The 14777-nt window shown below is 58.1% G+C and carries 14 protein-coding genes and 1 pseudogene; 6 read left to right on the top strand and 9 right to left on the bottom strand.

All coding sequences use genetic code 11. The annotated features are described in order from the left end of the window. A partial coding sequence (locus WKV53_RS27920; RefSeq protein WP_341408143.1) for a DsbA family protein occupies positions 1–247 on the top strand: 247 nt, incomplete at its 5' end. 82 nt (positions 248–329) lie between these two features. On the opposite strand, the pseudogene WKV53_RS27915 reads toward WKV53_RS27920, so the two are convergent. Next, a pseudogene (locus WKV53_RS27915) lies at positions 330–1088 on the bottom strand (excinuclease ABC subunit A); the annotation flags it as partial. 171 nt (positions 1089–1259) lie between these two features. Between WKV53_RS27915 and WKV53_RS27910 the strand changes: the two are divergent. After that, complete coding sequence (locus WKV53_RS27910; RefSeq protein ID WP_341408141.1) at positions 1260–1508, top strand: hypothetical protein; 249 nt, start codon at positions 1260–1262, stop codon at positions 1506–1508. Positions 1509–1961: 453 nt separating this feature from the next. On the opposite strand, the gene xth is transcribed toward WKV53_RS27910, so the two are convergent. After that, the gene (gene xth / locus WKV53_RS27905; protein WP_341408140.1) at positions 1962–2795 is read right to left on the bottom strand and encodes an exodeoxyribonuclease III; all 834 of its coding nucleotides are present in this window, start codon (positions 2793–2795) and stop codon (positions 1962–1964) included. Beyond that, entirely contained in the window at positions 2792–5128 is a 2337-nt protein-coding gene (gene ligD, locus WKV53_RS27900; RefSeq protein ID WP_341408139.1) for a DNA ligase D, read from the bottom strand. Before ligD ends, xth begins: the two co-directional genes overlap by 4 nt. A gap of 86 nt (positions 5129–5214) precedes the next feature. Here ligD and WKV53_RS27895 point away from each other — a divergent pair, with 86 nt between their 5' ends. After that, positions 5215–5442 carry a hypothetical protein gene (locus tag WKV53_RS27895; RefSeq protein ID WP_341408138.1) on the top strand — a complete coding sequence of 76 codons (228 nt, stop codon included), beginning with the start codon at positions 5215–5217 and terminating at the stop codon, positions 5440–5442. Positions 5443–5629: 187 nt separating this feature from the next. Here WKV53_RS27895 and WKV53_RS27890 read toward each other — a convergent pair whose 3' ends face one another. Next, positions 5630–6022: a hypothetical protein gene (locus WKV53_RS27890; RefSeq protein WP_341408137.1), complete on the bottom strand. Its 393-nt coding sequence runs from the start codon at positions 6020–6022 to the stop codon at positions 5630–5632. Between the two features lie 564 nt (positions 6023–6586). Continuing rightward, the gene (locus tag WKV53_RS27885) at positions 6587–7261 is read right to left on the bottom strand and encodes an RNA polymerase sigma factor (RefSeq protein ID WP_341408136.1); all 675 of its coding nucleotides are present in this window, start codon (positions 7259–7261) and stop codon (positions 6587–6589) included. A gap of 104 nt (positions 7262–7365) precedes the next feature. Between WKV53_RS27885 and WKV53_RS27880 the strand changes: the two genes are divergently transcribed. After that, entirely contained in the window at positions 7366–8244 is an 879-nt protein-coding gene (locus tag WKV53_RS27880; protein WP_341408135.1) for a D-hexose-6-phosphate mutarotase, read from the top strand. A 9-nt stretch (positions 8245–8253) separates the two neighbouring features. Here the strand turns inward: WKV53_RS27880 and WKV53_RS27875 are convergent, their stop codons facing one another. After that, positions 8254–10092: an alpha-amylase family glycosyl hydrolase gene (locus WKV53_RS27875; RefSeq protein WP_341408134.1), complete on the bottom strand. Its 1839-nt coding sequence runs from the start codon at positions 10090–10092 to the stop codon at positions 8254–8256. A gap of 34 nt (positions 10093–10126) precedes the next feature. Continuing rightward, a complete protein-coding gene (surE, locus tag WKV53_RS27870; RefSeq protein WP_341408133.1) occupies positions 10127–10864 on the bottom strand; it encodes a 5'/3'-nucleotidase SurE in 738 nt (245 codons plus the stop codon). Between the two features lie 84 nt (positions 10865–10948). On the opposite strand from surE, the gene WKV53_RS27865 reads away from it, so the two are divergent. Continuing rightward, positions 10949–11923 carry a diacylglycerol/lipid kinase family protein gene (locus tag WKV53_RS27865; protein WP_341408132.1) on the top strand — a complete coding sequence of 325 codons (975 nt, stop codon included), beginning with the start codon at positions 10949–10951 and terminating at the stop codon, positions 11921–11923. Here the strand turns inward: WKV53_RS27865 and WKV53_RS27860 are convergent. After that, on the bottom strand, positions 11916–13439 hold the full coding sequence (locus WKV53_RS27860) for a glycogen synthase (protein WP_341408131.1): 1524 nt from the start codon (positions 13437–13439) through the stop codon (positions 11916–11918). The two genes, WKV53_RS27865 and WKV53_RS27860, sit on opposite strands and share 8 nt — an antisense overlap. A 343-nt stretch (positions 13440–13782) precedes the next feature. Here WKV53_RS27860 and WKV53_RS27855 point away from each other — a divergent pair, with 343 nt between their 5' ends. After that, positions 13783–14127 carry a DUF1003 domain-containing protein gene (locus tag WKV53_RS27855; RefSeq protein WP_341408130.1) on the top strand — a complete coding sequence of 115 codons (345 nt, stop codon included), beginning with the start codon at positions 13783–13785 and terminating at the stop codon, positions 14125–14127. Positions 14128–14292: 165 nt separating this feature from the next. Here the strand turns inward: WKV53_RS27855 and WKV53_RS27850 are convergent, their stop codons facing one another. Further along, positions 14293–14772 carry a hypothetical protein gene (locus WKV53_RS27850; protein ID WP_341408129.1) on the bottom strand — a complete coding sequence of 160 codons (480 nt, stop codon included), beginning with the start codon at positions 14770–14772 and terminating at the stop codon, positions 14293–14295. Between the last annotated feature and the right edge of the window lie 5 nt (positions 14773–14777).

Below are 14777 nucleotides of genomic sequence, written 5' to 3'. Positions count from 1 at the left end.
AAACCAGGATGCCCTCGATTATGACGACCTCGCCGAATACGCGGCGATCTTGGAACTCGATGCTTCCCGCCTGATCATGGAAGTCACGGCCAATGTCTATGCCGGCCGCGTGCGCGAAGATTTCAGCAGTGGGCTGAGGAGCGGGGTGAACGGAACGCCAACCTTTTTCATCAACGGCGTGCGCTACGACGGACCGCGCGCGGTCGAGCCAATGGTGGCAGCGCTCACCTATTCAGGCGGGTGGTAGGAGCCGCATACTTGGACTCGTCCTTCTTCCTCAACGTGGGAACATGCCCGCTGCGGACGACCGTATTTCCAAAGCCCGCAGCCTACTTGGCTGCCACGACCTTATTGAAGAGCGCCCCGAGATAGGGCGCGGTGCGACTGCTTTTTGCCTTGGAGACCTCGACGGGGGTGCCGGTGGCGATGATGCGCCCCCCGTTCTCACCAGCGCCGGGACCGAGATCGATCACCCAGTCGGTCTGGGCGATGGAGCGTATGTCGTGTTCGACGACTAGGACGGTGTTTCCCGCATCCACGAGGCCCTGGAGCTGACGCATCAGGCGGTCGGCGTCGGCGGGATGCAGGCCCGAGGTCGGCTCGTCGAGGATGTAGAGGGTATTGCCGCGTTGCGCCCTTTGCAGTTCGGTGGCCAGTTTGATTCGCTGGGCTTCGCCGCCGGAGAGTTCCGTCGCCGGCTGGCCGAGGCGCAGGTAGCCGACTCCGATCTCGCGGAGCACCGAGAGGGAGCGCATGACGTTTTCTTCCCCCGCGAAGAACTCGCATGCCTCTTCGACTGTCATGGCCAGCACTTGGGCAACGTTCTTTCCCCGCCACTCGATCTCAAGCGTCTGGGCGTTGTACCGGGAACCCTGGCAGGAGGAGCAGGGGGCGTAAACGCTGGGGAGGAACAGTAGTTCGACCATGACGAAGCCCTCCCCTTCACAGGTAGGGCAGCGGCCCTCCGCCACGTTGAAGGAGAATCGGCCGGGGCCGTAACGACGGCGTCGCGCGACCGGCGTCGCGGCGAAGAGTCGGCGCACATGATCGAAAAGGCCGCTGTAGGTGGCGAGGTTCGATCGCGGGGTGCAATCCACACATCCAGCGGTTGATGAGCGCGCGAGGTTGGCGAAATTTCGGCCGTAGTGACCGGAAATTCAATTCTCGCGGAACCGTCTGATTTTCAGTGTTTATTGCCCGCCTGAGGGGTGCTCCCTTCTGGTCTGTGCAACTTGCTGTCACTCTGCCAAGTTACTGGGATGGGCATCGGAACTCTCGTCCTGGTGGCTCTCGCTGGTTGGATCAACCGACAACAGCTGGACGTCATCGAGTATCTCCAAGAGGAGGTTCGCGTGCTCAGGGAGTTGCAGGGTGGGAAGCGCCTGAAGTTCAGTGACGATCAAAGGAGGCGGTTGGTGCTGAAGGCGAAGCGCCTCGGGCTGAGCGGGCTCAAGGAGGTTGCCGCGATTGTGTCTCCGCAGACGCCGTTGGCCTGGCTCGAAAGCTGATCGCGCAGAAGTACGACTCAAGCGGTTCATCTCGACGAGTTGGCCGTCCTCCGACAGCCGAGCAGCCACGAGAGAGTCTCTCATTCGGCCAGATGTCGATGGCCTTCATGATTAGCTCGCGCGCGTGCGCGGAATCTCCGCCCACGAAGTACAGTGTAGCGAGTTCGCGAAGGACGCGGGCTGCGAAACGGGCATGGTCATGGCCCGCCTTTCCGAGAATGATCGCTAGCGTCTCTGCCATCTCCAGTTTCGCCAGTGCCATGGCGCAGAGAACGCGGACTTCAAGAAGTGCCGGGCGCAGCTGCACACTCACCGGAAGCGATTCGATGTATTCGAAGGCCTCTTCGTAGTCATCTAACGCCAGGAATCCCTCGGCGATTGCTATCAAGGTAGCGTCGTCGGTCATCATCGGAAAGTCGCGCGCGTAATCCTCCATTGCTTTCGACGCCGTGGCTAATCGTGTCGGAGGTCACGCGCACGCTTTTTTGATGCCTTCGGAGGCTTGCCAAGAGATGGCAAACCCACCTCTATCCAGATGGGAGCGTGGTCGCTGGTTCTCTCCCATCCCCGGACTTCCCTATCCACACCGCCGTCTGCGAGCCCCGCGACCAAATGGGGGCTTAGGAGGAAATGATCAATGCGGAGTCCGGCATTGCGAGCGAAGGAATTCCGGAAGTAGTCCCAGAAAGTGTAGATCCTGTCGTTAGGAAAAAGCGTACGCAGAGCATCGGTCCATCCTTGTTTGACGAGTTTCTCAAATGCGGCCCGGGTCTCTGGGCGGAAGAGGGCGTCATCGACCCACGACGCAGGTTTGTAGACATCCATCTCGGTGGGAATGACGTTGAAATCGCCGGCCAGAATGACGGGAGTATCCGCCTTCATCAATTTCCGTGCGTGCTTGTGAAGACGGTCAAACCACCGGAGCTTGTAATCGAACTTGGGGCCGGGTGCAGGGTTGCCGTTGGGCAGATAGAGGCAGCCGAGGGTGATTCCATCGATGGCGGCCTCAATATACCTGCTGTGCAGGTCTTCCGGATCACCAGGCAGTCCCCGGTTTGTCTCTACCGGTGTGCTTCCCTTGGTGAGAATGGCCACCCCATTCCAGCTTTTCTGACCATGCCAGATGACCCCGTAGCCCGCGTCGTTAATAGCTCCAATGGGAAACCGATCTTGGGGGGCTTTCAGCTCTTGCAAGCACACGACATCCGGGCGGCTTTTCGCGAGCCATCGTAGCAGCACGGGCAGACGGCCGTTCACTCCGTTGACATTGTAGGTGGCTATCTTCATGCCAGTCCCAACTCTTTGAGATGTGCTTTCGTGATCCGCTGCGCCGTGAAATCCTTCCACTCTTGCGGCATTTGCGGCGGTTCCTCGATGGTAAAGCCAGCCGGTGTGACGGTTGCGAGATCATCCCAGTCAACGGGCATTGAGATCGGTGCTCTCGGACGCGCTCGAAGCCCCCACGGTGCAATGCACGTAGCGCCACGGCCATTCCTGAGGTAGTCGATGAAGATCTTACCTTTCCGGCGACTCTTGGAAATTACGGTCGTGAACTTCGGCGGATTGAAGGCAGCCACTGCTGCTGAGACTTGCTTCGTGAACTCTTTCAACACGTCCCATCCATACATGGGCTTCAGTGGAAGTTGGATGTGCAAGCCTTTGCCTCCGGAGGTCTTCACCAGAGCTTCCAAGCCGCGCGTGCGGAGAAAGTCGCGGAGCAGGAACGCGGCGCCCTTCACCTCGTCCCAGCTAACCTCGGCATCCGGGTCGAGATCCCAAATGAGAACGTCGGGCTTGTCAGCTTGAGGATATTTCGCGCCCCATGGATGCAATTCGATGACTCCGAACTGCGCGAGTGACACGAGCCCCCGGACATCTTTCACGAAGATTGTTTCTGTTCCGTCGGCGAGGGTCTTGCCGAAGACGTTGGTTGGCTGTCCTTTGTTGAATGACTTCTGGAAAAACAGTTCGCCACCCACGCCACTGGGAGCGCGGAGCAGGGCTAGTGGCCGATCCTTTAAAAAGGGCATCATGAGATCGCCCACCCGCTCGAAGTATTCCGCGACCTGGAATTTCGTGATCCCATCCGCCGGGTAAACGACTCGCTCCGGATGGCTGATGGTGATGGCGTGGACTTTGACTCCTTTAGCATCAGCGCGGGCGCGCTGGATTCCTTCGAGGTGAACGTCCCGCGCACCCTTATCCTCGCGCAAGGCGATGAAACTGGCCTGGCGCACCGAGCCGTCCCGGGTGATCTCGGCATACTCCACCTCAGCGACAAGCCGCGGCTGCACCCAGACGACGCCCCGCTCGTCCACCTTGAATGCGGGCTCATTGGTGCGGAGGGGTTCCAGTTGTGCCAGGACCTCGCGACGCCTGTCCTCGGTAAAGCCGGTGCCGACCTTTCCGCGGGGCACCAGCTTGCTGTTCTCAACGGTTCCCAGCAGCAACGATGCGAATGCAGGTAGCGAGCTCTTCGGCGGCAGATATCCGCAGACCACGAACTCCTGCCGCGGGCGACACTTGCTCTTGGTCCATTCGCGAAGGTCAGGACCGTATGGCTGGCTCAGCTTCTTCGAGATGATGCCCTCCAGTTCCAGCCGACAGGCCTCCCGGAACAGGTCAGCCCCCGCATCCTCGCTCCAATACTTCGAGCGTCGAATGGTCCCGGTGTCAGAAAGAGGGAGCTTATCCAGCCACTTCAGCCGCTCTGCCAAAGGCAGGGGCCGGAGATTAAAGCCATCGAAGTGCAGGAGGTCGAAAGCGACAAAACCGACCTCGATCCCTGCCTGTTTTCGGGAGCGGACTCCGACCGCCGCCTGCAGGAGACCGAAACTGGTCTTCCCCTTCGCATCAAAAACCACCGCTTCACCATCAAGGATGAAGTCTTTCGGAGATAGCTTGCCGACCTGCTTCGCAAGTGCCGCGAACTTGTTGGTCCAGTCGTGGCCATTGCGAGTATAGATCGTGACCTTCCCGCCGGCCTTGATCACCTGAATGCGGTAGCCGTCCAGTTTGATTTCGTGAATCCAGTCAGGGCCCGCCGGAACCGCGGGGACCACCTTCGCCAACTGGAACGGAATGAAGTGAGGCGTTTCCTTGGCGAGCTTGGATGCGCCCTTGGTGGGAGCGGCATCGGAGAGCTTGCGCAAGACCCAGTTAGGCTCCTCGGTGCGGACGATGAGGTATTCGCCGTGGAGGCGCGTGCCGTGGAGATAGAACTTCAGCTTGCCTTTCTCGTAGTCGCCCCGCCATGTACGCCCCTTCGGCTCCCAAGTCCCATTGTCCCAGATCTTCACCGTGCCGGCTCCATAGTTGCCTTTGGGGATCTCACCCTCGAACCTGCCGTATTCAAGGGGGTGATCCTCTACGTGAACGGCGAGACCCTTTGTTTCTGGATCTTCCGGGATACCTTTTGGGACAGCCCAGCTTACGAGCACCCCATCCATCTCAAGCCGGAAATCGAAATGATGACTACGGGCGCGATGCTCTTGAATGACGAACGAATAGCCAGCCTTGCTTCCCTTCTTGCCGCTCGGCTCAGGTGTGGCGGTGAAGCTTCGCTTATCGCGATACTTCGTTAGAGCGGGCGTGCGCTTGCTTCCGGCGGGTCGGGACATGCCTAGATGCTCGCAGGAGGTGTTCCACCATGGCTCGAATGGACCGGCATGTCGCCTGCGAGGGCCTCTCCAAACCATCTCAAATCATGAGTGACGAAAAAGGAAATACCCCGCAGGATCGCCGCACAGTTGCGCTCAGCGAAGAGCATGAGCGTCGCTACTTCATCGAGCAATTCGTGAGCGACTATCCGGGAGCTACCGCAGCGCAGGTGAACGAGATCCTAGATGAGACTGCCTCTGCGATTGCGCCGTCTGAGTCGATGGATAGACTATCGGACGAGGTTAAGCTGAGGCTTGGCATTGCCGATGAGTGATGCTTTTTGATTGGCGGTGGTGCGAGTTGCAAACGCAGAGTCATAAACGGATTTGGCAAGACGCTGAACGCAGTCGCCCCCACGGCGAAAAACACTCGGCGCGATTGCGGGTGGCCTAGCTGGAAAAGAAAACCGCTGCTGAGGCTATTGATCCCACGTTCAAGGAGAACTACTGGCGGGAAAACTTTCATCTGGTCGGCAAGGAAGCGCGCCTGACGGATTTCTCGACAACCCTCTCGCTGCCGACGGCTGAAGGTTCGACAGCACGAGCTGGATCAATTACGTCCACCTCTCCATTGCCGTCACCCAATAAGGCGTGCCCAATTTCGTGGGCTACTAGGAATGCTGGGGTAAATAGATCCTCTGAATTCTGATGCAGGATAAGACGGTCTGAAGGAAGAAATACGGCACGTCCCCCGTTCAACAGGTGGGCAGATGGGTCCACCGATTCGACATCAATGTCGTTGCCATTGGCTTCTGCCACCGCGAATGCATAGGGATGCCAAGGATCGTGGCCCCTTTGCACTGCTTGCTCGTGAAGGATAGGAGCAAGCTGACGGGCCAGTTCAGTCCCGTTCATTCGTCCTTCAAAAGCTTCGACCTGGTTTCAACCGAAACGCCGGCGTCGATAAGCAGTCTCTCGAAGGTCACAGGTTGCAGCTCCGCTGGCTTTTCATCGGACTTATAGCTGCGGGCCGTGATTCCCTCGGGTCTCGAATTAACGAAAGCAGTAAGTTGGTCAAATGCGATTCCGAGCACAGTAGCGAATCGTCGAAGAAAACCTGGGGGGACCGTAGCTCCGAGTCCGGCGCGGTCGCGGAAAGCGGAAAGTATTTGTCGGGGCACTTCGAGTTCCCTCGCCATCTCTCGCAGCCGACCGACGGTGAGATTGGAGAAAGGATTTCGAGTCAACGAAGAATGAAGATGTCGCGCTAACGCCTCATCAATAAGATTCTCGTCATCCGCGGACATAATATCGACAGCCGTAGAAACCGGTCGGGTAAGCTCACGAGAGAGATCCAGAAGTTCCACTGATGCTGAGGAAACTCGCGGAGATAGCCCTCCAAGGTCGCCCCGCCATGATCAAGCTCCATGGCGAAGGATTCCAATCCATCCTCTAGGGCTGGGTCTGACGGATGTTTTGTCATGGCTGGCTAGATATTTTGAGCGCTTCACGAAGGCTTTCAATGGCCTTGTTCCGTTGGTTGCGGATGGTTTTCTCAGCTTTCTGAAGCGTCTTTGAAATTGACGCCGCGCCGGGGTCTTTCGACTCGATAGGGAATCCGTTTCTGATCACTTCCATGATGCTTCTTTGCAGAGGTGGCAACTGGTTAATCGCCGCATCCAGCCTCAACCGGTATTCATTTCTGCAGTATTCTGGATTTGAGAAGGGATCGAAGGTTCCTGCCGAGGCTTCAACTGCTGAAGAAAGTTCGCCAGAGTCGGGATCCCCGATCGGCACAAGACGCTTATGGGCACGGCGAATTTGTCGTTGGGCTGAATCTCGCATACAGGCAACTGCGCTGTCGAAGCGTATCTCGTAAAAGTCCAAGTACTCCGAATAGCCTTCTCGATCGCTCATTAGGAGCTTTACGAAGTTGTCCAAAATTGCCTCCCGGACTTCCTTGTGAAACAAGGACTCGCCCTTGCCATCCAAACTCTCTGCCCTTGGCGCGCTTTTTAGTACGCGGGTAGCAAGCGACCGATAGAGTTCGGTGAAGAATCTCTGATCGGAATCGCTCCGACTTTCCCTGAGAAAATGCATGAGGCAGGGGCAGATATTCACAACGCTAATCATCGTCTTCGGGCTGAAATTCATCGCCAGCTGTGCGTGTTTGCAACGCGGATTGAGTCTTCCCAAGCCCGTTTATCGCGGCACGCCAACGTCGGTTGATTTTGGCCGGCTACGAGTGACCCTCTGCAATGACGGAAATTTTCAGAGCAGAATCAGTTCCCGGATTTCCGGTTCATGAGATCCGCCACATCCGTTCCCGGGCGCGGGTGGCTCACCGCGGCGCCCAGTTGCTGGAGTGGACGCCGACGGGATTTGATCCGGTCCTATATTGCAGCCGCCGCTCCGTTCCAGTGGAAGATACTGCGGTGAGGGGTGGCATTCCGATCTGCTGGCCGTGGTTTGCGGATCACCCGGACTGTTCCTCTCTTCCGCTCCATGGATTCGCGCAGTTGATGGTCTGGACCCATGGCTACATGGAGACGAACGACGATGAGGTCCGCATGGGATTCTGGCTTGAGGACGATGCCGACACGCGAGACCTGTGGCCTCATCGCTTCCGGCTCGATTTGGAGATTTGCATGGGAGCACGGCTTGCCATGAGGCTCCGGATGAAAAATACCGGGGACAGCGCCTTCTCGGCGGGGGGCGCGTTCCATCCCTATTTCGTCGTGGGAGGGTTGGAGGGACTCGTCGTTAGCGGCGTGACTGATGCAGGCTACTTCGACAAGACGAGCGGGCGCTTCAAGGCGGGTGATGCCGGTCGGCTCCGGATTGAGGGGGAGGTGGACCGAATCTATCAAACCACAGGGCCCGTTACGCTTTGCGACCAGACCCTCGGCAGGCGGATCACCGTCGAGGGGGCGGGACACAGGGGCACGGTCGTGTGGAATCCTGGGCCGGAAGAGGCCGCGAAGGCCCGCGACATCGCGCCAGGAGATTACGATCATTTCGTGGCGGTGGAGCCTGTGCTTCCACAAGAGGTGCAAGTGTTCCTCTCGCCCGGAGAAGAGCACTTGATGAGCTTAGAGGTGACCATCGAGAGTACTGCCTTATCCCGGGCGGGCTGACCCTTTCCATCAGCTCTCCCACCGGTCGCGCCACTTCGCCGTTCCCTCCGGAATAACAAGCCGTCGCCGTACCGCTCGGTTCTCACGCTGTGGAGGAGTCTGCCGGTCTGCGGCGAATACCACGAACTTGTAACCGATCACCCTTCCCGCGGACTCATTCAGGGGCAGTTCCCCAAACCACGTGTTGGAGTTGACGCACTGCAATTCGTAAGCCTTTTGGAGGTCCCAGCAGCCGAGCTCCGGGCAATCACCCACGACCACGACCCTGTCGCCTGGCTGGGTGGGCGCGCCATTCACCTGGAGCCGAATGATTGTCTGGGCCGTGACCCTTCTCCCACGCTTGGAAAGGACAATGCTCCCAAGCGATGGGAGTTCCACCTCGGCGACCCCATTTTCAACATGGACGTTCTGCCCAGTAATTAAGCATTCATGGTCTCCGTCGGGGAACTCCACATTGTCCACCCGGAGGGTCCGGTCGCCGCCGCGGTTCAAAAATACAAGACAGTAGGAGTCGCGATACTGCCTTAGATACACGTAGGAGTCGGCATCGACCCATTTCGGCCAGTGACATCCCCACTGGAAAGCTTGGTTGCGCTTCCTCTCCTTTGCTAGGATTCCGATTCGCCGCGTTGCCTCGGTAGGCTCCCAGTTCTCCAGCATCGGCCGGTTATAGGGATCCTCGCCGCCGTTCGTATCATTGTGCAAGTACTGCTCGCAGCCGTAGTAGAGACAAGGCACGCCGCGCGACGTCATCAACAAGACCAGCGCCAGATCCATCATCTCGTTGGACGCACCCAGGGATTGGAAACGAGGCAGGTCGTGGTTCTCAATGAAGGTCACAAGTTCGGTGGCCCCCGAGTAGTTTCCATCCTGATCGAGCACCTGTTGAACCAGTTGGAAGCCCGCTTCTTCATTCTGGGCGAGGCAACGCTGGACGGCATTGCAGTAGGCGAAGTCCAGGATGCTCATTCCGGACTTGTTGGCGAATTCCGTTACGCGCGGGTCGTCGGGGCGAGAATGGATCCACTCGCCGAAGCGAAAAAGGTTGGGATTTGCCACGGTCATGTCAGCGGTGAACTCCTGCCAGAACCAAAGAGGCATGTGCTTCACCGTGTCCACCCGCAAGGCATCCACCCCTTTCCTGATCCACATGGCGATCGCATCCTTGATGTAGTTCCGGAAGAGAATGTTATTCTCGTTGAAGGTGGCGAGGCCCGCGAGCTCGCAGTTCTGCACTTGCCACTCGTCGTTCCAGTCCTGCGTTTCACCGTAGTGATGATACCAGTGGTCCACATCGTTGTCGAAGTCCGCAACCAGCTTTCCGTCGTCGTAAAGGCGCCCCTTGCCCTCGCTCGTCTGCGGCGAACTATGGTTGCAGACGATATCGAGTACGAACTTCATTCCGCGACCATGGAGGTCAACGAGCAGCTTGTCGAAAACGGTGTCCTCACGATCGAATAGGTGCTTTTCGGAGGGATCATTCATCCAACGCGGATTGATGCGTTTGAAATCGCTTGTCCAGTATCCGTGGATGGGCGCACGAGGTGTGTCCCCCACGGTCATTGACCGAACCTGCTCGAACAGCGGAGTGGTCCAAATCGCCGTGACCCCGAATGACTGAAGATAATCCAGCTTGTCGATCACGCCCTGCAAGTCACCGCCCCAATACCGATGCCAGTCCTGATGGGTTGGATCGAACATCTCATCCTCTTCGCGGACCTTGTCCGGATTGCCAACGGCGAAGCGATCTAGCACAAGGAAGTAAAGGGTTTCCGACCTGAACTCGGTGTCGGAACCAGCCAGGATGCCGAGTTCAACGTCTTCTCCGGTATCTTCGTCATGAACCATAGCGCCACTCCCTCGCAAGTCGCATGCCGAACCTTTAGCGCGGACCGCGGTTCAGCGACTGCAGCCGGTGGAGTTCCTTTTCGTCGGTGAGATCCAGCCTCAGCGGAGTGATGGAAGTGTAGCCCGCGTCGACAGCATGCCGGTCCGTGCCTTCTTCCGCCGGCTCCAGTGGAGAAACCGAGCACCAGTAGATCCGCTGGCCATAGGGGTCTTGAGCGGGAGTTACGGTGCCATCGTAATGCCGTACCGATTGACGAGTCCATTTGATGCCGCGGGGTTCCGACGTCGGAAAGTTCACGTTGAGCAATCCTTCGGCATCGCCGTCGAGGATGAGTTCTACGACTTGGTCCAGGTACGGAGCCAGGCGCTCGAAGTCGCTTGGTTCGTAGCCGCCCCGCACACTGAACGCCGCGGCGCGCACGCCGAGAAGCACCGCCTGCTTCGCCGCAGCAAGGGTTCCCGAATGCCACATGCTGTTGCCGAGATTGGCTCCCAGGTTTACTCCGGAAAGCACGAGGTCGACGTGGTCCCCCTGGTGGCAGCCGAGCGCCACACAATCGGCAGGCGTGCCGTTGACCTTGTAAGATTCGAAGCCCGGTAGACCGGCGGGGCGATAGCGGAGCGGACGCGTATAGGTCATTGCGTGACCCATCGCCGACTGCTCGACATCAGGGGCGACAATTCGAACTTCTCCATGGAGGCGCGCAGCATGCGCCAGGGCTAGTAGGCCGGGACTATAGATTCCGTCATCATTGACCACGAGGATTCGCATACCGCGTGTTAGCGATCCGCTTGCCAAGGTTGGCCCCTTGGGCACACACGGAGGCGCGGCACGCCTTATGCAAGAGCGCTCTCAATGGATGTGCTGTTGGTTCACAACCCCGATGCGGGTAGTGCAAATCCGAGTGGCGAGGAACTCGTGCGAATGCTGGAAAGCAGAGGACATCGGGTTGGCTACTGTCCGAGCGATGACCCACGATGGGAGGCTGAGTTGGAAAGCGGTCTGGCAGGACGGGTAGTCGCCATTGCAGGCGGCGATGGGACCGTGCGGAAAGTCTTCAAAAGCCTGGCGCGGATGGCAAGTGCCGCCGCTCAATTCCCCGCGCTTTTATTGCCTCTCGGGACGGCCAATAACATCGCGCGCAGTGTGGGATGGAATGGAAGTCTGAGTGACGTCTTGGATTCGATCAGTTCTGCGGATCTCGACTCCTTTCATTTTCACACCCTTGTGACGGGAGGAACGGTGGATTGCTTTTTTGAGGGCGCAGGGGTCGGCGTGTTCGCCGAGTTTATCCGGATGGCCAACATCCATCCCAATCGAATCGATCTTATAGCGCATGGCTCCCAGGGTAAAGATCGGGATGATTGTTCGCTTGCCTGGCTGGCAGCACGATTAGACTCCTTCCGCCTCGTAGTGGACGCCCGAGACGCGGCGATTGACGGCAAGTTTCTCATGGCGGAAGCAATGAATCTCCCGCGCATCGGGCGTGGCATTGAGATGGGGACCCCTATCAGCCTCGAGCCGGACGTGACCGAACTGGTGCTGGTGCCTGAATGTCGGAGGGACGAGCTTGTGCAATACTTTGAGGAGCTAGGAGCAAACCATTGCCGACCTTTTCCAGCGATTCGCCTTTCTATCCGAGGGCCCGTGATTCTTTCCGGAGAACTCGGCCCGGTGTGGCATGTGGATGATGAAGGCATGGAGGGATCGACAGGATCTCTTCCGCAGTTGCTAATTCGGCGGTCGGAGACACCCATCCGCATTCTTCGTCCGGCCAATTCCAGCAACGAACCCGAGATGCTACCCCCACATTGCCCGGGCGTTACCTGACGTCGCCGGCACGTGGGCAGAGCGTTTGGTAGATCTCAAGGTACTTCTGCACGGTCGGTCCCGAAGAAAATGTGTTTTCGCGCATCACTCGAGACACATCGCGGGCACGCTGGTGCTCGGGCAAAAGGAAGAATCGGATTGCCTCGTCGATTGCCCAACGGAGCCCCTTGGTGTCATGATGCTCGAAAACGAACCCGTTCCCGACATGGGAGGTGCCATGGATATGGCGAACGGTATCGGCAAGCCCCCCCGTGCGATGAACGATGGGAAGACTGCCATAACGCAGTGCGATCATCTGCGCCAATCCACAAGGTTCGAAGGAGGAAGGCATCAGGCAGAAATCCGAACCTGCATACCCGAGACGGGACAATCCTTCTTTGAAAGGTGTCACCGCAATCCGGTGCTCCAGCCCGTGGAATTCGGCGATGTGACGAAAGTGCCTGTAGAAGGGCCCGTCCGCTACAAATACAAATTGAGCGCCAAGGCCCCAGTAATCGCTGACCACCCGATAGAGAATCTCTGCGAGGATTTGGCAACCTTTCTGATGAGGGTCGAGACGTGATGGCCAGAAGAACACAGGCGCCTCAGGATCCAGTTCCAGCCCTGTGGCTTGTTGCAGGGCCAATTTGTTCTCCCGTTTTCCGGCCCGGTGGCCGGCGGCATCGTATGTCACCGGCAGGGCAGGATCTGTAACTGGCGAATAGGAGGCGCACGGTGCATTGAGGATCCCCGAGGCCCGACCCGACTCAAGCTTTTGCCGGAGCACTCCGGAGATCTCCGGCGTGCCGACCTGGCCGGCCACAAGTTCTTTCAGGAACCCCTCGCTGACAGTGTTCACGTAATCGGAGGCGTGAACCGCAGTGGCCAGGAAATTGAGGGACGTGCCCCTGTTACGTTCGTAGTATTCCTTCGGATAGTGGCTGAAAAACAGATTTTGCCAGCACGGTTCGAGATCAAGTCCCCGGTCCTCAACCTCGGCCAACGTGCACCATTCATTGCGCAGTCCGTGGAGTGAAAACAGGCTTGGAATCCCCATCATTCTCGCGGCGGCGGGGACAAGGGCTGTCATCCAGTCATTGCAGTGGATTATGTCGGGCCTGACCCTTGGGATGACGTTGTGAACGATCTCCCGTTGGAAAGCCAATGCGGCGCGTAGCTCGCTCGCCCGCTCGTCGGCATAAACCCTACCTCGTCGCGTGAACTCGGACCCTTTGCAAAGATGGAGCCGGTGCGATGTTTTCCGCCCATCGATAGGCGCGAGACGCCGGAAGTCGGGCAAAGCCACATGGACGTCCACCTCGCGACTCAACTCGTCCACGAGGAAAGTTGCCATATCGGCCAGCCCTCCCGCTTTAACCTGCGGCGCGATCCGTCCACCTTTCGACAACGCCGTGCTACCATTCAGTTCCGGCGTGACTACCAGCACTTTTAAACGCCGCTTTCTCCTATTGGGGGCCGCAGGGATTGTCTTGGATTCGGAAGATGCCGTTAAAGGGGAAGCCGCGTGTCCACTCATGTCGTCCAATGCGGCCAATGGAGGCCACCTCATCCTGTTAGCTAGCGGGATGCCGGAGCACTTGAATCTTGGAGTGTTGGGTATCAGTCCATGCGCGAGGCAACCGATGGGAAGTAGGGCAAAAGAGTTTGCAAATTTCCCTACACACGATGCGCGATGCATCTGCTACTGCCATGCGGCGGTTGCAACGCCTCGTCCCGTTTGAGTAACGATAGTGCCTCCGAGCATCAATTTCTCCCGCTCCAACATCCGGAAGTCCTCAAGATAGATTCCTTCTCGTGCCGACAGGAGGAGATCGAAGTCGGTGGTGTTCACATAACGGGCAAGCCAAATCGTCGAACTGTTGAAGCGACACCGTGATTCGGCGGGCAATGCATCATTTCATGAGCGGGCGATCGGCCGCGCTGCGGGAATGTTCGGAACGATTGGCTCGGTGTATATGCACTTCTTTGTTTTCGCGATGGGTTTTCTACTCGCGACGAACGTCGTTCAAATCGCGGGTCTGCACTTGGACGTGGACAGCCTTACGCTTCTGTTCTCCATCAACTCGATCTTCATCACGACCTCTGTCCTGCTGTCGCAGCGGAGAATGCAGGAGCTTTCCGAGGTGCGTGCCAATCTCACGCTCCATATCAGTCTGTTTGAAGAACGAGAAACAACACGTTTAATTCGTATCGTTCGAAGCTAGCCATGGAGCAAGGTATCAACCTCGGAGATGACGAGGAGCTGGCGGAGCTGATGAGAGAGAGGTGAGTCCTGAGGAGCTACTGGAAGAGATTGACGGCGCGCGGGAATCCCACACTCCACCCACCTGATCCGCGTAAATCCGACCTCAGCCAACCCATCTGGTTGATTACGACGGCGATAGGGCGTCCCGGGCGGCTTCCACACGTCGTTCCTCGACAGAGTCTCGCTGCGCGATCGCATCAAGTTCCAATTCGGCGAAGTTGGCAGTCCACGCCGGAATCAATGGAGCGATCTCAGCGAGGGCAAGCCATAGCAGCCGTTTGCCTTGTATGCCGAGGGCGAGAAGCTCCAAGGCTTCGAAGCGTCCAAGATGGCCAGGTTCGAGACCTTCCCACGCGAGTTTAATACGGCTTGCAGCACCCGTCGCCACTCCTGCGGCTTCCAATAGCGAACTCGAGGATTCGCCCAACTTTCCGATCAAGTCCTTCAAGATCGTCCGGTCGGTTTCGACCTTCTCACCAAGTTCCCGAAAGAAGGCGGCCTCTTCGGGGTCGTCAGCAGTATCGGCGAGCTTCTCGATGATTCCGATAGCCCCTGCTGAACCCGCAAGGTGGTCATTGAGGTAACGATAGAGCTCTTTGTTCATAGCGG

The organism is Luteolibacter sp. Y139 (assembly GCF_038066715.1).
GTDB lineage: Bacteria > Verrucomicrobiota > Verrucomicrobiia > Verrucomicrobiales > Akkermansiaceae > Haloferula > Haloferula soli.
This window is presented reverse-complemented; position numbering and strand designations above follow the sequence as displayed.

What these genes read in the sequence shown, in the direction of transcription:
- xth (WP_341408140.1), bottom strand. Translation starts at nt 2,795, where the DNA reads ATGAAGATAGCCACCTACAATGTCAACGGAGTGAACGGCCGTCTGCCC.
- WKV53_RS27895 (WP_341408138.1), top strand. Translation starts at nt 5,215, where the DNA reads ATGAGTGACGAAAAAGGAAATACCCCGCAGGATCGCCGCACAGTTGCG.
- surE (WP_341408133.1), bottom strand. Translation starts at nt 10,864, where the DNA reads ATGCGAATCCTCGTGGTCAATGATGACGGAATCTATAGTCCCGGCCTA.
- WKV53_RS27890 (WP_341408137.1), bottom strand. Translation starts at nt 6,022, where the DNA reads ATGAACGGGACTGAACTGGCCCGTCAGCTTGCTCCTATCCTTCACGAG.
- WKV53_RS27850 (WP_341408129.1), bottom strand. Translation starts at nt 14,772, where the DNA reads ATGAACAAAGAGCTCTATCGTTACCTCAATGACCACCTTGCGGGTTCA.
- ligD (WP_341408139.1), bottom strand. Translation starts at nt 5,128, where the DNA reads ATGTCCCGACCCGCCGGAAGCAAGCGCACGCCCGCTCTAACGAAGTAT.
- WKV53_RS27880 (WP_341408135.1), top strand. Translation starts at nt 7,366, where the DNA reads ATGACGGAAATTTTCAGAGCAGAATCAGTTCCCGGATTTCCGGTTCAT.
- WKV53_RS27885 (WP_341408136.1), bottom strand. Translation starts at nt 7,261, where the DNA reads ATGAATTTCAGCCCGAAGACGATGATTAGCGTTGTGAATATCTGCCCC.
- WKV53_RS27865 (WP_341408132.1), top strand. Translation starts at nt 10,949, where the DNA reads ATGGATGTGCTGTTGGTTCACAACCCCGATGCGGGTAGTGCAAATCCG.
- WKV53_RS27910 (WP_341408141.1), top strand. Translation starts at nt 1,260, where the DNA reads ATGGGCATCGGAACTCTCGTCCTGGTGGCTCTCGCTGGTTGGATCAAC.
- WKV53_RS27875 (WP_341408134.1), bottom strand. Translation starts at nt 10,092, where the DNA reads ATGGTTCATGACGAAGATACCGGAGAAGACGTTGAACTCGGCATCCTG.
- WKV53_RS27860 (WP_341408131.1), bottom strand. Translation starts at nt 13,439, where the DNA reads ATGAGTGGACACGCGGCTTCCCCTTTAACGGCATCTTCCGAATCCAAG.